The sequence below is a fragment of the Maribacter spongiicola genome (assembly GCF_004364165.1).
Lineage (GTDB): Bacteria > Bacteroidota > Bacteroidia > Flavobacteriales > Flavobacteriaceae > Maribacter > Maribacter spongiicola.
Genome location: NZ_SOAY01000012.1, coordinates 279,677 through 304,650, shown reverse-complemented (window position 1 = coordinate 304,650; position 24,974 = coordinate 279,677). Strand labels below are relative to the sequence as shown.

At 35.2% G+C, this 24,974-nt stretch carries 26 protein-coding genes and 1 pseudogene; 5 read left to right on the top strand and 22 right to left on the bottom strand.

The window, feature by feature from the left end; translation table 11 throughout:
* Positions 1-35: 35 nt before the first annotated feature.
* The 8 genes from proC to CLV90_RS14505 form a co-directional block, all read right to left on the bottom strand.
* Positions 36-830 (bottom strand): pyrroline-5-carboxylate reductase, encoded by a 795-nt coding sequence (gene proC, locus CLV90_RS14540; protein WP_133688229.1) that lies wholly within the window; start codon positions 828-830, stop codon positions 36-38.
* Between the two features lie 49 nt (positions 831-879).
* A complete protein-coding gene (gene argC, locus CLV90_RS14535) occupies positions 880-1,854 on the bottom strand; it encodes an N-acetyl-gamma-glutamyl-phosphate reductase (protein ID WP_133688228.1) in 975 nt (324 codons plus the stop codon).
* 204 nt (positions 1,855-2,058) lie between these two features.
* Positions 2,059-3,246 (bottom strand): argininosuccinate synthase, encoded by a 1,188-nt coding sequence (gene argG / locus CLV90_RS14530; protein ID WP_133688227.1) that lies wholly within the window; start codon positions 3,244-3,246, stop codon positions 2,059-2,061.
* Positions 3,247-3,471: 225 nt separating this feature from the next.
* On the bottom strand, positions 3,472-4,101 hold the full coding sequence (locus tag CLV90_RS14525; protein ID WP_133688226.1) for a GNAT family N-acetyltransferase: 630 nt from the start codon (positions 4,099-4,101) through the stop codon (positions 3,472-3,474).
* 236 nt (positions 4,102-4,337) lie between these two features.
* Positions 4,338-5,657, bottom strand: coding sequence for a glycosyltransferase 87 family protein (locus tag CLV90_RS14520; protein ID WP_243835458.1), 1,320 nt, complete (start codon positions 5,655-5,657; stop codon positions 4,338-4,340).
* 78 nt (positions 5,658-5,735) lie between these two features.
* Complete coding sequence (speB, locus tag CLV90_RS14515) at positions 5,736-6,518, bottom strand: agmatinase (RefSeq protein WP_133688224.1); 783 nt, start codon at positions 6,516-6,518, stop codon at positions 5,736-5,738.
* A 27-nt stretch (positions 6,519-6,545) separates the two neighbouring features.
* Positions 6,546-6,923 carry a nuclear transport factor 2 family protein gene (locus CLV90_RS14510; RefSeq protein ID WP_133688223.1) on the bottom strand — a complete coding sequence of 126 codons (378 nt, stop codon included), beginning with the start codon at positions 6,921-6,923 and terminating at the stop codon, positions 6,546-6,548.
* 29 nt (positions 6,924-6,952) lie between these two features.
* Entirely contained in the window at positions 6,953-7,828 is an 876-nt protein-coding gene (locus tag CLV90_RS14505) for an AraC family transcriptional regulator (RefSeq protein WP_133688222.1), read from the bottom strand.
* Between the two features lie 91 nt (positions 7,829-7,919).
* Between CLV90_RS14505 and CLV90_RS14500 the strand changes: the two genes are divergently transcribed.
* Positions 7,920-8,270, top strand: coding sequence for a DUF983 domain-containing protein (locus CLV90_RS14500; RefSeq protein WP_133688221.1), 351 nt, complete (start codon positions 7,920-7,922; stop codon positions 8,268-8,270).
* Here the strand turns inward: CLV90_RS14500 and CLV90_RS14495 are convergent.
* The gene (locus CLV90_RS14495) at positions 8,267-9,157 is read right to left on the bottom strand and encodes a LysR family transcriptional regulator (protein ID WP_133688220.1); all 891 of its coding nucleotides are present in this window, start codon (positions 9,155-9,157) and stop codon (positions 8,267-8,269) included. The two genes, CLV90_RS14500 and CLV90_RS14495, sit on opposite strands and share 4 nt — an antisense overlap.
* A 99-nt stretch (positions 9,158-9,256) precedes the next feature.
* Here CLV90_RS14495 and CLV90_RS14490 point away from each other — a divergent pair, with 99 nt between their 5' ends.
* The 4 genes from CLV90_RS14490 to CLV90_RS14475 all read left to right on the top strand — a co-directional run bounded on the left by CLV90_RS14490 (position 9,257) and on the right by CLV90_RS14475 (position 13,269).
* On the top strand, positions 9,257-9,880 hold the full coding sequence (locus tag CLV90_RS14490) for a LysE family translocator (protein ID WP_133688219.1): 624 nt from the start codon (positions 9,257-9,259) through the stop codon (positions 9,878-9,880).
* A gap of 318 nt (positions 9,881-10,198) precedes the next feature.
* Positions 10,199-12,001 carry a DUF885 domain-containing protein gene (locus CLV90_RS14485; RefSeq protein ID WP_133688218.1) on the top strand — a complete coding sequence of 601 codons (1,803 nt, stop codon included), beginning with the start codon at positions 10,199-10,201 and terminating at the stop codon, positions 11,999-12,001.
* 140 nt (positions 12,002-12,141) lie between these two features.
* Complete coding sequence (locus CLV90_RS14480; protein WP_407943384.1) at positions 12,142-12,753, top strand: class I SAM-dependent methyltransferase; 612 nt, start codon at positions 12,142-12,144, stop codon at positions 12,751-12,753.
* A 99-nt stretch (positions 12,754-12,852) separates the two neighbouring features.
* Positions 12,853-13,269 carry a hypothetical protein gene (locus CLV90_RS14475; protein ID WP_133688216.1) on the top strand — a complete coding sequence of 139 codons (417 nt, stop codon included), beginning with the start codon at positions 12,853-12,855 and terminating at the stop codon, positions 13,267-13,269.
* A 94-nt stretch (positions 13,270-13,363) separates the two neighbouring features.
* Here the strand turns inward: CLV90_RS14475 and CLV90_RS14470 are convergent, their stop codons facing one another.
* From CLV90_RS14470 to CLV90_RS14410, 13 genes and pseudogenes are all read right to left on the bottom strand, one after another.
* On the bottom strand, positions 13,364-13,579 hold the full coding sequence (locus tag CLV90_RS14470) for a hypothetical protein (protein WP_133688215.1): 216 nt from the start codon (positions 13,577-13,579) through the stop codon (positions 13,364-13,366).
* Positions 13,580-13,590: 11 nt separating this feature from the next.
* A complete protein-coding gene (locus CLV90_RS14465) occupies positions 13,591-14,205 on the bottom strand; it encodes a hypothetical protein (RefSeq protein ID WP_133688214.1) in 615 nt (204 codons plus the stop codon).
* Positions 14,195-15,256, bottom strand: a complete 1,062-nt coding sequence (locus CLV90_RS14460) for a YHYH protein (protein ID WP_133688213.1) — start codon at positions 15,254-15,256, stop codon at positions 14,195-14,197. The genes CLV90_RS14465 and CLV90_RS14460 overlap by 11 nt, the downstream gene beginning before the upstream one ends.
* Before the next feature lie 165 nt (positions 15,257-15,421).
* On the bottom strand, positions 15,422-16,282 hold the full coding sequence (locus CLV90_RS14455; protein ID WP_133688212.1) for an SDR family oxidoreductase: 861 nt from the start codon (positions 16,280-16,282) through the stop codon (positions 15,422-15,424).
* 51 nt (positions 16,283-16,333) lie between these two features.
* Entirely contained in the window at positions 16,334-16,885 is a 552-nt protein-coding gene (locus CLV90_RS14450) for a TetR/AcrR family transcriptional regulator (protein WP_133688211.1), read from the bottom strand.
* A gap of 282 nt (positions 16,886-17,167) precedes the next feature.
* The gene (locus CLV90_RS14445; protein WP_133688210.1) at positions 17,168-17,404 is read right to left on the bottom strand and encodes a hypothetical protein; all 237 of its coding nucleotides are present in this window, start codon (positions 17,402-17,404) and stop codon (positions 17,168-17,170) included.
* A 268-nt stretch (positions 17,405-17,672) separates the two neighbouring features.
* Positions 17,673-18,152, bottom strand: a complete 480-nt coding sequence (locus tag CLV90_RS14440; RefSeq protein WP_133688209.1) for a hypothetical protein — start codon at positions 18,150-18,152, stop codon at positions 17,673-17,675.
* Positions 18,153-18,296: 144 nt separating this feature from the next.
* Positions 18,297-18,563, bottom strand: coding sequence for a toxin-antitoxin system YwqK family antitoxin (locus CLV90_RS14435; RefSeq protein WP_166638596.1), 267 nt, complete (start codon positions 18,561-18,563; stop codon positions 18,297-18,299).
* A gap of 45 nt (positions 18,564-18,608) precedes the next feature.
* Positions 18,609-18,686 (bottom strand): annotated as a pseudogene (locus CLV90_RS19605) (hypothetical protein); the annotation flags it as partial.
* 1,049 nt (positions 18,687-19,735) lie between these two features.
* Positions 19,736-21,220 carry a cellulose synthase family protein gene (locus CLV90_RS14425; protein WP_133688207.1) on the bottom strand — a complete coding sequence of 495 codons (1,485 nt, stop codon included), beginning with the start codon at positions 21,218-21,220 and terminating at the stop codon, positions 19,736-19,738.
* A 1-nt stretch (position 21,221) separates the two neighbouring features.
* On the bottom strand, positions 21,222-21,911 hold the full coding sequence (locus CLV90_RS14420; protein ID WP_133688206.1) for a glycosyltransferase family 2 protein: 690 nt from the start codon (positions 21,909-21,911) through the stop codon (positions 21,222-21,224).
* Positions 21,911-22,402, bottom strand: a complete 492-nt coding sequence (locus CLV90_RS14415) for a toxin-antitoxin system YwqK family antitoxin (protein WP_243835454.1) — start codon at positions 22,400-22,402, stop codon at positions 21,911-21,913. The genes CLV90_RS14420 and CLV90_RS14415 overlap by 1 nt, the downstream gene beginning before the upstream one ends.
* Positions 22,403-22,457: 55 nt before the next feature.
* Positions 22,458-24,860, bottom strand: a complete 2,403-nt coding sequence (locus CLV90_RS14410) for an alpha-L-rhamnosidase-related protein (protein WP_166638595.1) — start codon at positions 24,858-24,860, stop codon at positions 22,458-22,460.
* Positions 24,861-24,974: the final 114 nt, after the last annotated feature.

Below are 24,974 nucleotides of genomic sequence, written 5' to 3'. Positions count from 1 at the left end.
TCAAGTTCTATAAGAACTAATTGTACACTGGTATTTTATTTCGTTTTAAATTCGGTAATCTTATCGTATGAGGCAATAATACCACGTATTAATGATGAGCTTAAACCTTGGTGTTCCATTTCGTTTAGACCCGTAATAGTGCATCCCATTGGTGTCGTTACTCGATCAATCTCTTGTTCTGGATGATTGCCCGATTCAATAAGTAAGTTCGCTGCACCGTTGCACGTGTGCATAGCTAATTCTTGCGCCTCTTGAGCATCAAAACCTAACTGAATGGCACCTTGTGTTGTAGCGCGAATTAAACGCATCCAAAAGGCAATACCACTGGCGCAAATAACGGTTGCTGCTTGCATTTGATTCTCAGGTATCTCCATACAATGACCCATTCTGTTGAAGATAGCTTTTGTTAGGTCGATACGTTTTTTACCTTTTTCATTACTGCAGATACAGGTCATAGATTTACCAACAGAAATAGCGGTATTGGGCATGCTTCTAACAATATAATTGTCTTTGCCGATAACCGCTTCTATTTTGTCGATTCCAAAACCGGTTATTGTTGAAATAATAACATGGTTTTCAGTAAGTAAATCTTTTACATCTTCTAGAATTGCGGCAAAATGAACGGGTTGGACGGCAAATATTAGAATGTCTGAATTTTGTATAGCCAAACGATTATCATTGGTTACAGTCACCTTATTGTGTTTCTCAAAATCGATAATAGATTTTGTGTCTCGTTTAGTAAGGTACATGGTGGTGGCACCGTTACTGTTCAGAATTCCGTTTGCAATGGAAAGTCCTAAATTACCTGCGCCTATGATTGCTATTTTCATGTTTTATTTTTTACTTGTACTAAATGCATAGCACTTTTTATTTTTATATCTAAAAGACACCTGCCTTTAGGTTCAAACCTAGATTTTCTTCTAATCCGAATATTAAATTCATGTTCTGTACCGCTTGTCCAGATGCTCCTTTCAACAAATTATCAATGGCAGAAGTAATCAGCAATACATCTTCATGTTTGTGTAGATGAATGTGACACTGATTGGTATTCACTACTTGCTTTAAATTAATAGGCTCTTCGGAAATTTGGGTAAAAACAGCATCCTTATAAAATTCCTGATAGATTTTCTTAGCATCGGCTAAGCTGCCATCAAATTTGGTATATGATGTAGCTAAAATTCCGCGGGTGAAATTCCCCCTATTCGGCATAAAAAATAAGTTGCCCGTATTTTCTTGAAGTGAATGTAGGCTCTCGTTAATTTCACCTAAATGTTGATGGGTAAAAGGCTTGTACCAGCTTACATTATTATTTCTCCATGAAAAATGCGAAGTAGGCGACGGACTAACGCCTGCCCCTGTACTGCCGGTTACGGCATTAATATGTACTTCGTTCTTTAATAGATTTGCCTTGGCCAGCGGTAACAGTGCTAATTGAATAGCCGTTGCAAAACAACCTGGGTTGGCAATATAATGGGCATTTTCTATGTCACTTTTGTTCAATTCTGGTAATCCATATACAAACTGTTTTCCATCAAAATCAGCATCGGCATGTAATCTAAAGTCATTGCTTAAATCAATGATAACAGTATCTTCAGAAAAATGATGTTCTTTTAAAAATTCGGTAGAATTACCATGACCTAAGCATAGAAAAACCACATTCACATCTAGGTTCACATCACCTGTAAATTCAAGGTCTGTAGTACCTAGTAAATCAGGATGCGCCGTAGTTACCTTTTTGCCAGCTCTAGTAGTACTGAAAACAAAATCTATTTCCGTTGCCGGATGATTCAATAGAATTCGAATAAGCTCCCCGCCCGTATAACCAGAACCACCAATAATACCTGCTTTAATCATAATTTTATTTTTTCGTAATTAGTACGAAGTATTAAGTAATAAGTACGAAGTACTTGGTTTACTCAATAATCTAAATTTAAATGCTCAGAGGCTTGCCTTGAACTTTTTTACTTAATACTTTGTACTCATTACTTAATACTACATTTTCCTAACTCCTAACTCCTAACTCCTAACTCCTAACTCCTAACTCCTAATTCCTAACCCCTAATTATCACCATTCACATGGTTATATATTTTTCCTGGATTTGATAGAATTTTAATAAATCCTTTCGCATCATCTGCCGTCCAACCTTTGTTTACTTCACCATATTTACCGAAAGCATCGGTCATTAAATCATGTTTAGATGAAATGCCATGCAACCTGAACTGAAAAGGATACAAGCCAACGAAAACATCACCAGAAACCATTTTTTGTGTGTCTGTCAAGAAAGTTTCTATATTTCTCATTACAGGATCTAGGTAATTACCCTCATGCAATAACATTCCGTAGAAATTACCTTGTTGTTCTTTTTGATATTGCTGCCATTTTGTAAGCGTATGCTTTTCTAGCAAATGGTGTGCTTTTATAATAATTAATGATGCAGGAGCCTCAAAACCAACCCTACCTTTAGTACCAATTATAGTGTCACCAACATGAATATCTCTGCCAATAGCATACTTAGAAGCTAATGCCTCTAACTTTTCAATATTTGCAACTGGGTTATCTTTTTTACCGTCGATAGCAACCAACTCACCTTTTTCGAAAGTAAGTTTTACATCGGTTGGGTTCTTTTCTTGTAACTGGCTTGGGTAAGCACTGTCTGGCAATGCTTTTTCAGAAGTCAAAGTTTCTTCACCACCAACCGATGTTCCCCAAAGACCTCTATTTACAGAGTATTTTGCTTTCTCCCAAGGGTAATCTACTCCGTTTTCTTTCAGGTATGCAATCTCTTCCTCCCTTGCTAGTTTATTATCTCTAATAGGGGTGATGATTTCAATTTCTGGTGCAATGATTTGAAAAATCATATCGAAACGTACTTGATCGTTACCTGCACCGGTGCTACCGTGAGCGATGAAACCAGCGCCTACTTTTTTGGCGTAGTTAACAATCTCGATTGCCTGTACAATACGTTCGGCGCTCACCGAAAGCGGGTAGGTGTTATTTTTTAGTACATTACCGAATATTAGGTATTTTACTACTTTGTCATAAAATGTCTGTACGGCATCAATAGAAGTATACGAAGTTGCACCTAACTCAATCGCTTTCTTCTCGATTTCTTTTATTTCGTCAGATGAGAATCCGCCAGTATTTACACTTACGGCATGAACTTCGAATCCTTTGTCTTTTGATAAATGTTTTGCACAGTAAGAGGTATCTAATCCGCCACTGTATGCTAGTACTAATTTTTTCATTGTAATATGTTCAAATCCCGTGATGACGGGTAATTATTGTTTTAGTTTGAAAGAAAAGAGATAATAGAAATTAGAGAAGAGATGTTAGAAAAAAGAAGAGATAAGAATGTTGAAAACCTTCATTGTCCAGTTCATTTTTTTTAATTTTCTATACTCTATACTCTATACTCTATACTCTATACTCTATACTCTATACTCTATACTCTATACTCTATACTCTATACGCTAACTTTTATTTTCTTCTTTCTTTTTAAGAAACAAACTCTCTTTAATGCTTTTTAATCTTGTAAAAGCTTTGCTATTTACCGGTTTAATTTCCTCAGTTTTTTTCTTATTGTTGCCATCGTATAGCATGCCTGTGCATAAGCACATTTTTTGCTCTGTTCTAGTAAGAATGTCGAAGTTCTTACAAGTTTGACAACCTTTCCAAAATTCTGGATCATCGGTTAGTTCTGAAAACGTAACAGGTTTGTAACCAAGCTCGTAGTTAATTTTCATAACAGCTAAGCCTGTGGTAATTCCAAATATTTTAGCATCTGGAAATTTCTGTCTACTAAGTTCAAAAATCTTGGCTTTTATGCTTTTCGCAAGTCCCTGACCTCTGTAATCTGGGTGAACTATGAGTCCGGAGTTGGCAACAAATTTCTCGTGCCCCCAAACTTCAATGTAGCAGAAGCCTGCAAATTTATCTCCGTCCAAAGCTAAAATAGCATTGCCGTTAGATAGTTTTCTTTGAATATATTCAGGGGTACGTTTTGCAATACCGGTTCCACGAACTTTAGCAGATTCAGCTATGGTATCGCAGATATCCTGAGCGTATTTAAAATGTGATTCGTTAGCAACAATTAAGTTCATTGCCAGATAGATTTAAAAGTGTAAAAAAAGTTTTGATTTGCTGTGCGGAAATGGACTCACCTAATTCCATAATTATATCTTACCCTTACGGGCGACGACGGCGAGATGTGAACGGACGCGCAAGAGCAACTGGGCTCACGGTACTATATAAAAAGTAGATTTCTTCGTTCATTATAGGGTAAATGTACAAATTATATTTATTTGACATCCCCAAGAGTATAATTTTTACAAAAACCTCACTTTTTGTTATTATGTGCAACAATTTCGTAAATAATGAAACCGTACACTGCAATATATTCAATGGCAAGAAGCCATAGGTTTTCTTTAAAATCTGCCTGAGAATAAGCGAAGTAGCTCAATATAATGGCTGCAGACCAAATGATAGCATATCTATACGTAGTAAAAACAGAAAGCAGAACTAGAAATATGCCATACCAAGGGTGCACGGTAGTAGACATAAAGTAATAAATAGTCAAAACCCACATCATAGACCAAAGCACTCTGTTTAAGTCATATCTTTTTGGTAAAAATGTAAATAGACTTACAGTGACTATGGTTAGTAGCGGTGTAATTTTGCCATATTCTTTAATGAACTCCCACGGTTTTGCATCAAAATGTATGGCAGTTTTTTTAGCGATATTATAGATGCTAGCATTGAATTCAAAATTTGAGAACCAAAGCTTTAAGGTTTTGGAATAGTTATCAATAAACTCGGGAGTATTAAATGGTAGAAAAAGAAAAATAGACGTTATGCCGATGATAGCATAGAAAATGATACTTTTTTTCCATCCTAAGTACTTAAAGAAAAGTGGTAAGAATAATAGCGGTACCAGTTTTATTGAAATCGAGCATGCCATAATCACACCTGCAGTTTTCCATTTATCAATAGATAATAGAAACATGGATAGGATGAAGAAAAATAGCATAACCCCTTCGAAATGAAGATTACCGGTAAGCTCTACAATTACAAGCGGATTTAAAAAGTACCAGAATATTAAATGCGGAGATCTGTTTAGGTTTTTTAGCAGTTTTCTGCCGAAATAAAATATACCAATATCGGCAAGAATAATTATCGCCCTCATAACTACTAACGAGCCGAACATACTTTTGCCGCCGATAAGCGCTGCTAGGGCGAATAACAGCTGATTTAAAGGTGGGTAATTACTATAGTGGCGTGCACTTAAACTGCCCATACCTTCATAAAGAGTGTTGGCATTCGGTATCATAGATACCATGTTTTCCATTAATTGGTCTGGGGTGTGTAAATAGGGGTTGGCACCACTAGATACCAAATGACCGTCCCAAATAAAACGATAAAAATCTTGAGAAAGATTAGGTTCTGCACATAGAAAAATGAGTCTAAAAATGATTCCTATACCAAGTAGAAATCTAAAGTTGAGTTTTTCGAACTGTATAAGTTTAAAACAGAAAAAGAAAAGTGCAACAAAGAGTGTTAGCAGCTTTATGAAATCTGTTCGCTGCAAGTGATATGCAAAGGTGTAATAGAATACAACACTCAATACCGCCAATATCAAGGAAACCCTGTGGAGTTTCATAAAATTTTTAAAGGAAAACGGCATTAGGGTTTTGAGTTTAGTAAAAGGTCAATTTAATGGTTTTTATTGAAATATGATTTAACGTTCCATCATTTTACCGATAAGTTCTTTCATCATTTTTGCCGCCAAATAAGCGGTCATGTCATGAAAATCGCGATCAGGGTTATATTCAACGATATCCGCACCTACTACTTCGGTATCAATACTATGAATTAAATCTAAAACTTGACGCGATGTGAGTCCGCCTGGCTCAAGATGAGAAACTCCCGGTGCAAAGGCAGGGTCAAAGCCGTCCATATCTAAAGAAATATACAACGGGTTCTCAAATTTCGGAATGTTATTTAGGTCAAGGTTCCGCATTTCATGAACGTCTACATTATACTTTTTTGCTTGTGCAGCCTGATGCGGATTCAGAGTTCTTATCCCAACTTGAACCAATTTTACGGCGAAACCGTTTTCCATAATACGTGCAAAAGGGCATGCGTGAGAATAAGGGTCGCCTTCATAATCATGATACAGATCTGCATGGGCATCGATATGTAGAATATCTAGTTTTGGGTAATGCTCATGTAAGGCTTTTATAATGGGGAAGGTAACCGAATGATCACCACCTAATGAAAGTAGTTTAGCACCAGATTCAATATTCTTTCTCGTAATATCAGTAATGTCAAAATACTCATTTATGTTGAAATCACCTTTATCGGTTACCGCATCGTTTTCAATTGATACCCCGAATTCGGTACATAGGTTCATCGAATCGCTGTACAGTGCTTTTCTGATTAAGTTAGGAGCCTTCGCCGGACCTTGTTGAAAAGAGGACTTGGCGTCCCAGTTTATACCTTGAATTTTGATGTTTTGCATGAGTGTTGCTTTTAGTTGATATTAAAATTAATACATGGTATTAGAGTTTTCGGACTTTCCGGGAATTTGCTGAATAGAATCCCAGTGTTCGCAAATTTTACCGTTGTCATCAAACCTAAAAAAATCCATAGTAATATATTGGTCGTTGCCAGGCCATGTTTGGTGCGTGTGTAAGGCAACAAGGTCGCCTTCTGCAATACTGCGCACAAATTCAATAGATTTCTGTGGGTATTCTTTTTGCATACGTTCAAAGTAATCGATGAACCCTTGTATACCGTTCGCCACTGCTGGGTTGTGCTGAATATATTCGTTACCTACATATTTCTCTATAGCCAGTTTTGGTTGCCCTAAATAAGCTGTTTTGTAAAAAGCAATGGCATTTTCTTTGTTTTTTTCTAGGTTCATGATAATACCCAATTTTAGTAATTATTGATTTAGTGAAAATACATTTTTCTAAATTCCATTGGTGTCATTCCTATTTTAGATTTAAAAAATTTTGAAAAATAAGCATAATCAGAAAACTCAAGTGTATTTGCAATACCAGCTAAATTATCGCTAGAATGTACAATTAATCTTTTTGCTTCAAGTAATATGCGTTCAGAGATTAATTGGCTAGTGGTTTTGTTAATAGTTTTTTGCACCACTCTGTTCAGGTGTTTTGTAGTGATATTTAGTTGCGACGCGTAAAATTTAGGTAGCTTTTGACTGTAAAAATGAATGTTGATTAACGTTTCTAGTTGCTCTAGTATCTGAGCATAACTAGTCGATCCCAATTTTTCTATGGTGACATCTGCGGTATAAACCCGAGTCAGTTCTATATAAATGTAATTGATAAGATTGGTGATTTTAGCTTCACGAAGCATATTGTTTTCTCGGTATTCTTTGAAAAGCTCGGTAAAATGAATTGAGATATCCACTAGTTTTTCTTCGGATAGTTGTAGAAATGGCGGATTCTGATTTGAATAGTAAAACGGAAAAGAGCTCAAGGTATGGTCTAAATACTTTAGTTCATAAAACTCTTTTGAATGAAAGAAAATGTAACCTTCGGGCTGTGTATCGAACTTCCAGAAATGTGTTTGACCCGGTTTTAAGAAAAAAACCATACCAGGTTCAATGGTGTAGCTGTTAAAATCAATTTCATGGGTGCCGATGCCTTTGGTAAATAGAACGCACAAGTAGAAATTATGGCTGTGTGGTCTATTAATCAAATTTTGGTTAAGTACAATATGAGTAGCAAAAGAGTTGACATACAAGCTGTCTAGAGGCTTTTTGTCTAAGAATTGTTGAATATTTAAAGCGGGTATTTTCATAAAAATGTCTTAAAAGTACAAATAATGGAGCTTATAATATAACTGAACAGGAAACTTTGTGTCTTAATTTTGCAGTATTATAATCGTAGTTATGAGCAAAGTTGTAGATGTATTAAAGTGCAAGTGTCCTAAGTGCAGAAAAGGAGACGTTTTTAGCGAGGGCGGAAATATATTTTTGTTTAAAATGCCTAAAATGAACCCAAGGTGCACCGAATGCGATTTCAAGTTCGAAAAAGAGACAGGTTTCTTTTTTGGTGCTATGTTCGTTAGTTATGCATTATCGGTGGCGCAAATGATCATAAGCTTAGTACTCTTCTGGCACTTTGTAGATTTATCACCTGTTAGGGTGTATGCTATAATAGCATGTGTAGCAATTTTGTTGAGCACCTTAAACTTTAGACTGTCTCGGTCAATATGGATTTATATTTTCTACAAGAATTAATTTAATAGTTGATTCTGGTAATTAATATTTTTTGCAAGTTCGATTACTTTCTGTGTAGTTCTATTAGGGTCACTTTTTCTCCAGTTTATAAACAGATCAATTTCTTCATTTAGTTTAATAAACCGCACATTTTGTGCTTTTGAGAAAGTGTAAGAGTACGGTAAAATCGAAATACCAAGCTCTTGGGCAACGAGATTTAAAATCATTCCGCCAAAATCAGATTCTATAACGGTTTTAGGTTCGAATCCGTTCTTGTTAAATAAATCTCTTAAAAGAGACGGAAAGTAGGTACTTCTGTGGAGTCCCGAAATAATAAATTTTTCATCTTTCAGGTCATTAAAATTACCAAGATTTTTTTCGGTTAGCCAATGGTTGGTGGGTACTACAATGCAAATGGATTCGGAAAATAGTTTATGAGAGGCAATATGCGTATTCTTTATTTCATCTCTATTAAAAGCGATATCAGTTTCGTAATCTAATAACAATTTCTCGTGATTTTCATCGGTAGGCTCGGTCAGTTCTAATTTTAAATCGGGCAGCGTAGTGTTCAATTTTTCTAAAAAAGGGGGTAAATAGCTAAATGCGATCGATCCTGGGTAAGATATTGACAAGAACCCAGAGGTGCCCTGGTCTATTTTTTTCGCCTGTTTATGTATATGGTCAAGCTCATTTATGGTAGTTGCCCATTTTTCTTGTAGAAACTTACCGGCATCGGTCAATTTTACATTCCTTTTATCTCGTTCAAATAATTGAACATTCAGCTCATCTTCTAGCGATTTTATTTGCCTAGTTAATGTCGATTGAGAAATAAAAATCTTCTCGGCAGTCTTCCAGAAATGAAGTTCGTTAGCAAGAGTTAGAAAATACTTGATTTGTTGTATGGTCATAATTAATGCGTTTTTTGCATTAGTTGATCAAAAATATGTATTTTTTGAGAGGTTGTAAAATCTTTCCTTTGTCCTTTGGTTTTAAAAAAATATAAAACTATGGGTATAGAAAATTTTATCACATTCATGATTACGGCATTATTATTCGTCATGACACCTGGTTTAGATACCATTTTTATATTAAACAAGTCAATTGGTCAAGGTAGAAAATCGGGAGTGTATGCTTCATTAGGCATAAATACAGGGGTAATAACGCATACGTTACTCGCTGCATTGGGTCTATCTGTAGTACTGGCAAGTTCACCTTATGCCTTTTTGATCATTAAGTATTCAGGTGCTTTCTATCTATTGTTTCTAGGGATCACTTCTTTAAGAAAAAGGGGCGGATCATTTCAAATACAAGAAGAAATTAATGGTATTCAAAATTCAAAAAAAGATTTTTTATCTGGTTTTTTGACAAATACATTAAATCCGAAAGTTGCATTATTCTTTATAGCATTCTTTCCGCAGTTTATCACTCCTACACAAATTAACAATCCTGTGCCATATTTGCTTTTGGGTTTTACTTATGCCTTGATCGGTATTGCATGGTGTATTCTAATAGCGTTATTCGCAAGTGGGTTTTCTTTGAAAATAAAGAATAACCCCAATGCAGGTATTTGGTTGAATAAGATTGGTGCTGTAGTATTTATTTTAATGGGTTTGAAAATAGCATTTACGTAGTTGCAATAACATATAATCACTACCAATATCTGGGTATAACTGTCTAGATAAAACCATGAATAGGGAAATTTGTACGCAAACCAATTTTATGTTTTCAGGTTACGGTAGTGATTTTTTATTAAGATGAATGATGTGTTATTATTAAAACGAGGTAAAAATTTCAATAACTGATTTTTAGAGATGGGTTGTGTAGATGGTGATTTAATATAAAGTCTAAATTCAAGGCAAATTGATTATCTTTAAATCCTTCCCCAGCTGCTGTTCAACAGTAGGTTATAACAGCAGAATTATAACAAACTAAATCTAAAATCAATTATCATGAAAAAAATTATTTCTACGAGCATTGCAACTAGCTTTTCTATAGCTTTTCTGCTACTCTCTTCTTGTAAAGAAGAACCAAAGGTTGAGGTAGATCAAACGGTAGCATTGAACAAATGGTTCGATGATAAGTACGAAGAGCAGTTACAAATGAGTCCGTTAGGGTTGACCGCTCAAGGTCGAAAAGACCAATATGATAAAATTGACGATTTAAGTAAGGCAGCTGAAGAAAAAGAGTTGGCGTGGTACACAGAAGCTACCAACGAATTGAAAGAGAAATTCGATTACGATAAGCTAAACGACGCCGATAAAACGTCTTACGATTTATGGGTTTATCAATACGAAACATTAAAAGAAGGTGCCAAGTTTGAGAATTTAGATTACGTTTTTGACCAAATGCGCGGTATGCATACGCGTTTGCCAAGTTATTTAATCAATTTTCATAAGGTCGATAGTCTGTCAGATATGAACGCCTATATCTCTAGAGTAAAAGAGGCATCTAGAGGTATTGATCAATTGGTGGTAAGAGCAAAAGAACAAGCTACGGCAGGTAATCTTCCTCCAAAATTTTCATTTACTACGGTTATCGCTCAAACCAAATCATTAAGCGATGGTACTCCGCTATTAAATGATATGAATGCTAAAATTGATGCCCTTTTTGCATCAGAAGAGATAACGGCAGAAGAAGCAACTTCACTTAAAGAGCAATCTGAACAGGTACTTAATGATTATTTTAAACCATCGTATGAAAAGCTTTTAGCTTGGCTAGAAACTGAAATAGATAATGCCGAAGAAACCCCAACGGGAGTAAGCCGTCATGAGAACGGAAAAGACTTTTATAACTACAGATTAAAGGTCTTTACAACAACCGGAATGACGGCAGATGAGATCCATGAAATCGGACTCCAAGAAGTAGCTAGAATTAAGGGGGAAATGATGGCGATTAAAGAAAAGGTAGGCTTTGACGGCGATTTAAATGCTTTTTTCAAATTTGTAAATACAGACCCACAATTCTTTTTTCCGAATACAGACGAAGGTAGACAGGGTTATTTAGATGAGTCGACAAAGTACTTAGATGATTTAACGAAGAAGTTACCAGACTACTTTGGTATTTTGCCAAAAGCAAAGTTGCAGGTAAAAAGGGTTGAGGCATTTCGTGAGCAAGATGGTGCGCCACAGCACTATTCAGCTGGTACGCCCGACGGTTCTAGAAAAGGTACGTATTATGTACATTTATCTGATATGAATGCGATGCCGAAAACTACGATGGAAGGTGTTGCGTATCATGAAGGTAACCCAGGGCACCACATGCAAATTTCTATAGCACAAGAATTAGAGGCGGTACCTAAGTTTAGAACTCAAGCAGGTTTCAGTGTCTACAGCGAAGGTTGGGGCTTATACTCAGAAGCATTGGCAAAAGAAATGGGCGGATACCAGAATCCGTATTACGATTTTGGTCGTTTGGTAAATGAAATTTGGAGAGCTATTCGTTTGGTAGTAGATACAGGTTTACATGCAAAAGGATGGACAGAAGCCGATGCAATCAAATATTTCACAGAGAATTCTTCTATTTCTCAAGGTGCTATTGTAGCAGAGGTTCAGCGTTATATGGTAATGCCAGGTCAAGCAACTTCTTATAAAATAGGAATGCTTAAAATTCAAGAATTGCGTAAAATGGCGGAGACCGAGTTAGGCGATAAATTTGATATTAAGGGCTTTCATGATACTATTCTTGGTGGCGGTGCTTTGCCTTTAAATTTATTAGAGCGCAGGGTAAAAGCTTGGATAGCAACCCAGAAATAATAAGAATTCATCTATTTTAAAGTATATTAACACGCCATAAACGAATGTTTATGGCGTGTTTTTTTTTAATAGGAGTCCCGGTGGATAAAAAAGAAAATAAATCGAAACGAAATAAAAAACCATGGCCTACCAAAGATGCCATGCAGCAGGTCTATGAAAAGAATCTGTGGGGTAGTGGTACTTCAGATTTTTACTCGGGTGAAGGATCTCATAAGCCAGAAATTGTAAAACCTTATATCGATACATTAATTGCTTTTTTAACATCCTTCGAAAACCCTATTTCAATATGTGATTTAGGATGCGGAGATTTTAATGTAGGTAAAGAATTGGTGCAGTACACCAAGAACTATATAGCTGTAGATATTGTTCCAGAACTGATGGAGCGCAACAGCGAGAAATTTCAAGCTTCAAATTTAGAATTTCAATGTTTAGATATCGCCAAAGACGCACTGCCTAATGCAGATTGTGCTATTATTAGACAAGTATTGCAGCATATCTCTAATGATGAGGTAAAGCAAGTGGTGGCTAAGTTAGCTAGCTACAAATATGTAATCGTTACAGAACATCTACCTAAAGGTAATTTTACGCCTAATAAAGATATTATCTCAGGTCAAGGCACTCGTTTAAAAAAGCAGAGTGGTATCAATCTTTTGTTGGCACCATTTAGTTTTAATGTGCTTGAAGAGCGCGTGTTGCTGTCTGTTACTGATGAAAACGGCTTAATTGTAACCACTTTGTATCGTTGTAGGTAAAACTTGTTTTTAAGCATATTTTTTTTCAACCCTGATAAATATCATAGTATACATTAGCGGTGTAATCTAGCTTTGTTGGTATCATAAAAACAAACGTAGATGAGCAAAGTAGAAATAAATCAAGGAGAGATAAAAGTAAAATTTAATGAACCAACTTCAGGAAAATTATCTTTTGAAGAATTAGGAATTTCTAATGAAGGTGCAACGTTAGAAGGCGGATTGCTTCGTTTAGTTTTTGATTTAGAAGGTATTGGTGAGCATGATTATTACCAAGTACCAACTTTAGAATTGTTTTACGAAGAGAATATGTCTGAAACCCATTGGGTATGTGAGTTTAACGGAAAAACTATTCTAGATAAATTAGATCACTACGGTCATTCAACTATTTTATTGTTGAACAGAAAGGTATTGAGTGAACTAGAGCAGCATCATGAAAATGTATTAATAGTTCATGCTGAGTTTCCGCAACCGGCAAAGTTAAATTTGAAAGAATCTTCTATTCGTTTATTTAAGTAAACGAGAATAAATTTTTAAGAAGAGGATAGCGAAAGGTTTGTTTGTTTTACAGTGGTAGTTCATAACAAGCAGACCATTTAGATTGTTGTTTAGTTCATAGGTCATTTTCGCTATCCTTCTTTTTTACAGCTTCTTGCTGCATATATCCAAGAGCCCAAACAGCGATTCCGGTCCAGAAAAATAGCTGATTGAATTGGGTGACTTTAGGCATGGGGTCTTCTCCAAAAACTCCCATTTCCATAAATTGAAAGACTAGCCCTACTACAACGATGGCTAAAGCAATATAGATTGCTGTGTTTGGTTTTTTCATTATTAATATTTTTATTTTTTAGATAAAAAGAGAAGCAGACCGCCAATTATTAAAGTAATAAGATAAGATAAATATTTCAAGGGTGTATGGTCACTTTTAGCTGTTGGCACAAACCAATTTTCATCTTCTAAAATAATGTTTAGTTCGTGTTTGTTATTGCGTTGTAAAGTGAATTTTTCTTTTGGAAATCCATTCAATAAAAAGATAGCAACAGATTGGCTATTGTGTAGATCTTTGAATAATACATTCTTTAAATAGATGTGGTCTACTTCTTCAGGAAGATTACTTATTTCAGCAATTATTTTGGTTTCATGACCTAAAAGCACTTTTAGATTCTTAAACTCAAGGGTGTTATTGTTGTTAAGAATTAAAGAGAATCTAGACTTGAATAGCTGAAGTACGAGGTCTTGAAATTCTTCGGGAGATGTATAGGCTCCTTCTCCGTTTACATAATTTACTTCTTGTTGAAATGCCGTTAAAGAACTGGTTATTTGTAAAACAATTTGTCCGTTTTCTGTTTTAGAGATGATAATACTAGAAAAATCAGGGCTATGGGCAAGTGCAGTAGTACTGATCCATAGCAAACTGAAAAGTAAAAATTTTAGTGCAGTATTTTTATAAGGCATATTCACCACGTAAGCCGTCAATAAAGTTATTGTTTCCGGCTTTATCTACATGATAATGGTATCCTCTAACTTCATCGTAATGACCACGAGATTCATCTAAATCTTCATATGATTTTCCTTCTGCATTAGTGTTTCCGAAGATTCCGTATCCATCGAAAGCATAACCGATCATAGCGGCGTGATTGTCTGACTGTTCAATTTTTTTAGAAACTCCTGTTGCAGCATGGTAATGGTAGCCAGCGTTTAAATTTATATGTCCGCCTGCATCATCAAAAGGAGCAATAGTATATGCACCTAGAATGTTATCTACAGGTGCCGGAGCGTTAAAAATAACACCGTTAAAAGCCAAGCCTCTGTCCGATGGCATAGTAGAGCCGCCATCAGGTCTATCAGGACCCTCAGGTCCGCCATTTGGTGGTGGTCCCGGTCTTTCATGTCCGTCATCTGGTCCGCCTCCAGGAGGTGGTCCGCCACCTGGTCCGTTAGAAAAAGCATATGGTTTAGCCGCTTTTTTAGGAGTAACAGGTATGTAATAGGTGTGCGTTATTTCACCCAAATATGATGGTAAACATTCTACACAAAAATTCTCATATTCTTCGCCAACATTAGGGTTTGCGGCATCTTCACATTCTTGTTTTGAACTTGTTTTAGTAATCGCACCAGTTTCGTTGTCGTACATCATCCAAGTTTCATCATCATAAAAGGTACTTAGGTTCTTTACAAAAGTGCCATCTACATCATATACTTTTCCGTCTTCTAACCAAATACCACCGGCAGATGCATCATCAGAAATATTATCAGGACACCAAGGCCCCATTTCGTGATCCGTAGGGGTTGAGGTCACCACAATTTTAAAACAATCGGCAGTAGAGCCATCAGAAAGTTCTCTGCTTACAATGGATATGGGTTCAGCCAATCCGCCAGAAAGAAAATGATCTTTTTTTACCGAAATGGTTACTTCGTCAGTAGTAGCTGTCGATTTTATGTCTTTGCACGCTGTAAAAACGAATAGCATTACTGGTATCGCTAAAATCTTAAAATAATCTTTCATTGTAACTGCCTTCTTGTGGTTAGTACCTTAAAGTTAAGCACTTTGAACCTCTTGGCGTTTATTGTAGCAACTTATCTATCAGAAAAGAGACTGATTTATATTATTACTAGTGAATAGCACTTCAAATTTTGTAATACTATAAATCAGACATGTTTTGATATTCTATTATAAAAAAGTCTTGCTAATTTGTTGCACCAGTTTAGTGCCATCTGGATCTGCTTTTGTTTTTAAGTTACAAAAGTCTTCTGCCCATTTAGAAGTACGAATACGCAATGGTGGCTGTTCATTTTGTGCTACTTCTAAGGCAACTGTGGCTACTTCTAAACCAGTCTGGTAAACTTGTTCTTTACTTTCTTGTGCCCTTTTTTGATTCCCGGCCATATATCTTTCAAAAATCGGAAGGTATTCACCAGTTGCGAACTCACCATCGACAGCGGTTTTACCAATAGCAGAAGTCATAAATTCAGTTGAAATTCCGCCAGGTTCAATACAGGTAAATTTAATATTAAAGGCGCCGCCTACATAAGTAGCAAGACCTTCCATAAAACCTTCAACGGCAAATTTTGCACCACAATACAGTTCGTTAAAAGGCTGACCAACCAAACCACCAACGGAAGTAATAGATATGATCTGACCAGATTTTTGCTTTCTCATATAAGGTAATACCGCTTGTGTACAGAAAACTACACCTAAATAGTTGACATCGGTAACCCATCTAATCTCAGCCTCTGTGCTTTGTTCAGTTGTTTTTGCAAAACCGGCACCGGCATTATTATAAAGCACATCTATTTTACCATCTTTTTCAATAATAGTCTTAACAGCGGCATTAATAGAATCAATTTTTGTTACATCTAAAGAAAGAATCTCAATATCTAGGTTTTCTTCTGCAATTCGTTTCTCTAATTCAACAGCTTTTTTAAGATTACGCATACTAGCGTATACTTTAAAATTATTTTTAGCAAATAAGATGGCGCTTTCAAAACCTACGCCTGTTGATGTTCCTGTAATTAATACGTTTTTTTTCATAATTGTAATTTTATTGGAGTGAATGTTCATTCCAATTATTGAGTAAATTTTTTATGCTTTAATTCCGTCCCAAACCAATTGTATTTGATTTTTAAGGGATGTTTTTTTTATTTCTGTCTGATTAAAATACCATCTTAAATACGATAACACGGCACCACCAATAAACATCAATAACTCATCAACTTCAATAGCTTTGATAATACGTTCTTGCTTACCTTTTATTAATAACTCTTTTACCGGTGTAATGGCTTTTGCACCCTCCGTTCGTATTTCTTCCGTAATTATGGGCGAAGCCTGTAACTGCTCCATAAACTTAAAACTCTCTGAATTTTCAATAAAAAAGTCCATTATAGCGGTAAAATAAGTCTCAAATTGAGTTTTTATAGGTTGATCGACATCGAATTCCAGAAAGATTTCTTTCTCTTTATTCTTGATGCTGATGTAAATTTCATTTATAAGAATATCTTTATTTGGGAAGTAATTATAAATAGTTCCCATGCCAGTGCCGGCAGCTTTCGCAATTGCAGACATGGGTGTGTTGTGTACCCCTTTTTCGGTAAGCAATTTAAGAGCAGATGATAATATGGCTTCTTTCTTATTCACGAAGCAAAGATATGTAATTTTGGAATGATTATTCCAAAATTATTAATATTATTTAGGTTTTGATTTTTTCTTACTAATTAAAAATAATAGGGCAACCAACAGATTAAAGATGAAGAAATAAATCCAAATATTGTTGGCAAACGCTGTGCGGCAAGGTGGGCAGGTGTAACCAGACATACAAGGTTCGCATAAAATTAGATATGGGTCGATTAAGAATCTGACTAAAAGGAAGATATTTCCAATAAGCCAGAGTGTAATAATGCGATTCTTATTTTTCATTCACTAATCGATTTCCTTTTGATATTGAATTTTATTTTTTGTCAATATTGATGTATCAATTTCCATCCATATTCGAAATGTTTTATTTGCCGGGTTTATGACTTCAATAATTTGGTATTCTACATCGTTGGCATCAATTGTTTTAGTAAGTTTTAGATTGTTCTTAATTAGGTATTCTTGAATTCTGTCATAATTCTGTAATGGTTTATTTTCCAGTTCGCCATTCATGGATGAATTCATTTTTTTGTTCCATAATCGTTTATTGTTTCCAAGGCATAGCATCTAAATTTTGGTTTCAAATGCAACTTAAAAAGTGTAAACGATGTTTCTATAACTCTGTAAACGGTGTTTATATATCGTACCAGTTTGTGGCTAACGTTTATGTATATGATTAGTGGCGTGTTCAAGCACCTAATTTAGCAAATAAACATCAGATAGAAAATCCGCGAGGATTTTCGTAAGTAAGCTAAAACTAGCCATTAATTATATACTGTGTTGTAACACGTATTTAATCAAATTGAGATATTAAATAGACAATATCTTTTTGCATATACTCACCAGCCTTTTTTTGATACTCTCCCTTTTTATTTATAATTAGTATACCATAACAAGTTTTGTCATTAGAAAAGATTTGATTCAAGAAAAAATTATTAATATCTGCAAAATGATTCTTTGAATCAATAACTTTTTTTGCTCTCAATTTATCAGAGTATACAAAAATGTTCCTAACGTTTTGTAGTTCCATTTTTGAATAAAATTCAGTCCACCATTTCGAAGAATTTTTCAAATTTTGATAATTATCATAGTGACAACTACTTTCCGGTTGTCTGAAATTCACAAATAGGAATTCTTCCGAATCCCATTTATAATTTTCTTTGATAAAATTTAATTGATCTTCAGTGAGTTTTTCAGTAGTTATATTTTTATTAGGTCTATTAAAACTTAAAAGTCCAACTGCTAAAATAAGAAGTAGTATTATTTTTTTCATATGTTTTACAACGTTGTTGTATATGGTTTGTTGCGTGGTTTAAGCACCTAATTTAGCAAATACAAACCGAATAGAAAATCCGCGAGGATTTTCGTAAGTAGGCTATAACTAGCAATAAATTATATACGGTGTTACCAACTGTTTTTATTCAGAACTTATTTTTTTTCCATTTTCCCAAACCTCTTTAGATTTCAGCTTTCCAGATTCATCAAAAGTCTCAAAAATACCATCAAATTCATCATTTTTGAAAGTTCCTTTTGCTTCTATTTGTCCATTCGGATGGTAGGCAATTAATTGTCCAGACCTCATTCCATTTTCAAATTCACATTTTTGTTCAATTTTTCCAGTTTCTTCTGAATAAAAAAGCCATTTTCCGTATCTGCCACTTATTGGTATATTTGTTGTTCCCAATCTTGATTTATCACCATTTTTGTACTTTCCAATAGCTTTAATTTTACTACTGTAGTAATAATATTTCCATTCGCCATTTTGCAAATTATTTTGATATAATCCTGCAGATTGTAAATTACCATTACTGTAAAATTCTTTCCAAACACCATTTTTTTATAATTCAAAAAGTTACCATAGGTTATGGTATCTCCATTTTTCTTTAAATTCAAATATGGCCCAGTTTTATTTCCATTTTCATAAGTGCTTTTCTGTTTCAAGTTGCCATTCTCTGCGTAATATTCAAGATACTTTCCATTTAATTTTCCTTTTATGCAATTAAACGTGAGAATCACTCTACCTGAATTTGTAGTGTCTAAAACTTTTCCTGTAAATGGCTCTTCTTTGAGTTTATATAATCCATCTGCTTTATTTAAACTGTACGAGGACATTATTTTTTCTTTTTCCTGACAAGAAAAGACTATAAGCGCTAGCAAAGTATAAATTAGTTTCGGTTTAATATTCATTTTGAGGTTCATTTTCAAATAGTTGGTAACGTTGGCTATATGGTTAGTGGTCCTTATTCAGGCTAATAGGTTTTGGACCAATAATTATATAGCGTGTTAGCATCGGTTTTATTTTTCACTAACTTTTTATAAAGTTAAAAATAAAAGTGTCCAGTTTTCGATTACGAACATATCAAATACAATATTTTCCCGAGAAAGAACCCAAGGCTATGTTTTTTGTAAATGGCAAGAAACGTCGCCGTAGGGAACTAATAAACACGTTCTTTTTTTTGTTATAAATCACGATAAAATTGACTTTGTCAAAAATTTCACCGAGATTCATCAAGTAGTTTTTAACGTGACAACGTTTTGAGAGTGCACTCTCAACGCTGTAAGCTAAACTACTTGAAGCTAAACCTCTCCAAGGTCGAGCCTTACCTTGTTCTCAAAAAAAGAACGTATTCCTTAGACCTTTATTCATACAACTAGGGAAAATTTGTCCTGGCGGAATCGGAAATTGATGTTAACAATTGTATAAAGTAACAAGTTACTTTATACCTATTTTAAAGCGAATATGATTAATAGTAATCTTATTCCTATTTTATGTGAAAGTTAAACAAATGAGATGAATTAAAACAAAAAAGGGATAGCCAATGGCAATCCCTTTTTAATATCTTATTTAAAGCTGTTTTAAGCTCTTGAGGTCAATGATTTAAAGAATACAAACCCAAAGCCCAAGAATAACATAAAGTGAAACGGAAACAGTCCGAAATCATTTAATGGTATTGCGCTGTACATACCAAACATGAAGTAGACCATTAAGGCAAATTCCAAAATCATGTTAGGCGATAATTTTTTAGCCAGGTACTTATTACCCTTCCAACTTTGCTTTAAGGTGCTAATGTTGAATTTTGGAGTACGTACAAATTCACTTCGTTTGCCCATATGTCCTTCTAAAACGGCAATGGTATTGTGTAAAGAGAAACCTAATGCCACAGAAAAAAAGGTGAAGAAGATACGTATGTAATCTACAAAGTTGTTAAAGCCGCTACCCTGTATACTCTTATACGTAAACCAATAGCAAACAAATAATATAATCGTGCTTACGGTGAACAGACTTAATAGAGAGAAAACCCAGTCTAAATGACCATAGGTATTCTTTATATATAGCGATGGTATACTTAATATGGCTACCAAGAACACGCACAAGAACATAGAGCTGTTCAATAGGTGCATTACCCCGTGAAACTTTGTTTTAAAAGAAATATTTTTTGCAGTTATAACGCTCCATACAGTTTTTCTAAAGTTCTCGGCACCACCTTTGTTCCAACGAAACTGTTGCGAACGTGCGGCACTTATAACTACAGGTAACTCAGCAGGAGTCTCTACGTTTTCTAAATACTTGAATTTCCAGTTTTTTAACTGTGCGCGGTAGCTTAGATCTAAATCTTCGGTAAGCGTATCACCTTCCCAGTTACCGGCATCGATAATACACTCTTTACGCCAAATACCCGCGGTTCCGTTAAAGTTGATAAAATGCCCTTTGCTGTTACGTCCAACTTGCTCTAGGGTAAAGTGCGCATCTAAGGCAAAAGCCTGTATTTTTGTTAGTGTAGAATAATCGCGGTTCAAGTGACCCCAACGGGTTTGTACCACACCAATTTCCTCATCTTTAAAATAGATAACAGTTTTCTTCAACCAATCTGAAGCCGGTAAAAAATCGGCATCAAAAATAGCTATGAACTCACCTTTTGCTACTTTTAGTCCTTCTTTTAAAGCACCGGCTTTAAAACCAGAGCGATCTGTTCTTGTAATATGTTGAATATCTAAACCGGTCTCTTGCAATTTTGCAACAGTGGTAGCTGTAGTACTTACGGTGTCATCTGTTGAGTCATCTAAAACCTGAATCTCTAATTTACTTTTAGGGTATTCTATTTTTGCGATGTTTTCCAATAAACGATCCATTACATACTCCTCGTTAAATACAGGAAGTTGAATGGTTACGAACGGAATTTCTTTAGGGTCTAGTAAATTAAATTTCTGAGCTGTCTGATCTTGTCTTTTATTAGATAAGTAGTTGATTAACAGGTTTAATTGGGCTAAGCTATAAAAGAAAATTAATAGTAATGAAATACTATAAATTACGATGATAAAATAAGCTAAAGCTAGTTCCATATTATTTAATGCTGTATTTGAAGATCCACCCCAAAATTTTTATGCCTGCAAATATACTACCTTTTACGGTTCCTGATACTTTTGAGATGCCAATTCTTCGTTTGTAACGCACTGGTACTTCGGTATATGTCATTTTTTTCTTAAGAACTTTTAGTTGCATTTCAACCGTCCATCCATAAGTTTTGTCTTCCATGTTCAATTCTTTGAGCTTTTCGTATTTAATAGCTCTGAATGGACCTAAATCTGTAAATTTTGCGCCAAAAAACAATCGCATTAAAAAAGTCGCCAGCCAGTTGCCAAAAATCTGTTGCGGCGTCATCGAACCTTCTTCTCGCAAGCTTTTTGTTCTGGCACCGACCACAAAATCAATGTCATTTTCTAAAATAGGGGCAACTATCTTATCCAGTTCCTCTGGGTAATCAGAATAGTCTCCGTCAATAAATACGATTATGTCGGGTTTTTTAGATGTCGATGCCACATAATCTAAACCTTTAAGGCAGGCATAACCATATCCTTTTCTAGTCTCGGTAAGTACTGTAGCCCCTGCAGCTTCTGCATTTTTTACGGTATCGTCTGTAGAATTATTGTTCACAACGATTACCTCAGATACCGATTTTGGTATTTCGTTGATGACATGTGCAATGGAATCTGCTTCGTTAAAAGCTGGTATAATTACTTTAATGTCTGTCATTATTTTAAATCTGATAAACTATTTTCACTGGTGAAAGCGCGAAAAGATGTCCATTCTTTTACTTTTTCGCCCTTGCTATATTTCTCTGCAGATATCAATTTTGTGTCCTTGTATTTTAGGCAATATCCGTCTTTAATTCCTTTTGTTAACTGGCATTTGTGGTTTACGCGACCCTTTTTGTCATAAAACAACCACCAACCTATTTCTTTATTTTCTACGAATTTTCCCTCTTTGGTTCTAATACGGTCTTCGCTAAAAAAGAACCAATATTTCTCTTTCTTGCCATATGCGTAAAAACCTTGCTCAGATTTGTAACCGTTTGGGTGGTAGAAAGTCCAATAATCCGTTTTTGTACTATAGCGAATCCAGCCTTCACTTTCTAAGGTTCCGTCATCGTAATAGGTACGTTCATAGCGTTTGTCTTCAGGATTTATAAAAGCTAACAATCCTAAGCAAATAAGTGCGGCGTAAAAGAGTTTAAATAGCTTCATTTTTTTAATATTTCAAGTTTATTGCTGTATCGAAACAGACACCGAAAATGCTATGTTATTTAGCGCTTTTTAGGGTATATGTATTCTTTCCAGGTTTTAGTTCAACCACAGATCCTTGCCAAATTACCTTTCCTTTTATGGTTGTAGGAAGGGTTATTTCAGCGGATAATTTATGCTTGTTTCTTTTCAGTTTAAATTCAATATTCCCTTTTGATGTAGGAAGCAAACCTGCTATTTCATTTAGTTTGCCGAATGCCGGAGCAATTTCTACCTCTTCAAAATCATTCTTTACAGATTGGATGCCTGCCAAATAATTAAAATAAAAATATGCAGGCGATGCACTCCACGGGTGTACCTCTGATCTTGTTGGTTTCTCTACACTTTCAAAACGCTCTAAAGTGGTGGTCATGTTCTCATTGATCATTTGCTCCCAAGGTTTTTGGGCAACATCGAATAATTCAGGAGCGCCTACTTTTTTTATCGCTTCAAAAAGATAAAAACGGTAATAGTAAGTGGCTTGTAATAAATCTTCTTCGTTAAGAATTTTATCTAAAAGTGCGCGCTGCTCATTTTCTGGTATAGCATCGGTCAATATCGCCATGATATTGGTATGTTGATCGTAAATGGTTTTGTCTGGTCTTTCGGCAAAAAGACTTCTATCGGCATCATAACACAATTCGTATACCGATGTAATAATTTCGTTAGCACGGTTTTTATAAACGCTAGCGGTTTGCTTATCTCCAATTTCACTGAAAAGGCGAGAAGCGTTTTGTAGCGCATGCAAATAATGTAAACTAACCACGGCAGAGTTGAGTCCGTCATTTTTAGTAGCCGTTCCGCTTCCGTTATTCGGTCCGGTATACCAATCTATAAAATAACGGTATGGTGTTTTGTTGACCAAATTAAGGTCGTTCATGTTTTTTTCAAATCCGGCAAGGGTATTAATAATACCATCTTTATAGGTGTGTATAAATTCTTTATCGCCAGAGGTGTTGTACTGATCGGCAATCATATCTACCCACACTAAAGAATAGGTCGGGTATATAAAAGTAGATCTCAGTGGGTAAGCACCTAAAATATTACCGTCAGAATCTCTAGAATGATCAAATTGGCGAATCGCATTTTTGGTATGTTCGGCATTACCGCTTAAAGCTTCCCAAATTAAGCCTTGTATTTTAGTGTCGCCTACATATTGCATGGTTTCGTAATAGGCATCACTTAAAAAGTAATCTTGTGTACAAATATCAATAGTACGCTTACAAATTTCGAAAATGTCATTGTACATATCGTCATCTGAAGAGAATTTTGCAATTGAAGGAATAGTTGTTCTTGATCTATGGTTTACGAAATTTTCCAGCACAAGTTCTTGGTCTTTAGTTTCAATTTTAAACTCAATAAACCGAAACGTACGCATCCAATTCGGAATGAATTTCTGTACATTTTTTCCGTTAGAAATAATTTCGTCGTAGTAGCCTAATAGCTTTTTATTCTCTAAGTTGTTTCGATCTCCTTTTTCATTGTTGGCACCGAAAAGGTTCTCAGCATACTTAATAGTAATTATTGATGATTTTCCTTTGCTGAAGACTAATTCTGGGAATCCGTTAGTAACGTATTGTTGATCTAATAGAAAAGTAGTTGTTGTGTTCGGGGCTAGTGTCAAAGTACCCAACACCGGGAATTCTGTGGTAAGTGGCGTAGAAGAACGAACAATACTTGCAATTCTTTCCTCATCCCATGAAAGCAAAGGTAAATTACGAGGTTCTAATAAATAAGCAATAGATCCGCCCATACTACTGGCATTCTCGAAGAACTCAACTTTTTTCCAATCTTGATCATCAAAATCTAAAGTTTCCCAATGAGTAGGGTAGTGGTTCATGTCAACAATATCGGTAGGGTTGTTGGCATAAAAGCCGCCAACGATTGCCTTTTCTCCATCACCTCTCCAAACAACTTCATTCGCTTTGTAAGATTGATCAATGGTGCTTAGCCATTTATCATCAAAACCGCTAGTATTAATAATTTTAGCATTATCTGTAACACCGTTGACCATTAAACTGGTAAATATAGATTGCATGCCCAAAAACCTTCTTTTCCCAAAATTGATGACCTTAACGGCGATAACGTTCTTGCCCGGATTCAGGTAATCTTTTAAGTTTAAGGTTTCATATTTATAATGCTGGATATCGCTCAATTGCGGTCCGTGGGTAATAAACTCATCGTTTACATAAAGAAAGTAGTGGTTGTCTGCAGAAATATTGATGATAAAATCTGCCTTTCCATCGGCAACATTAAATGTATTACGAAACAAAACCGCTGTGTCTTCACCACCTTTTATATCTGGGTGGCTAACCCAACTGGCACTGATGTTTTCTTTGCCATAAACAACCTCAGGATAATTAAGTTCCGTTTGCGAATAAACGGAAAGAGATAGAAGAAGTAAGAATAAAAACCGATTCATTAAATATTCGAGTTGGTGTTCATAGGTTGTAAAGATCATGAAAGATTAGTGAAAACTAGTCTTTCAAGACCTTTTTAAGATTGTAAAGTATTGGTAAGCAAGATTAAAACTTGC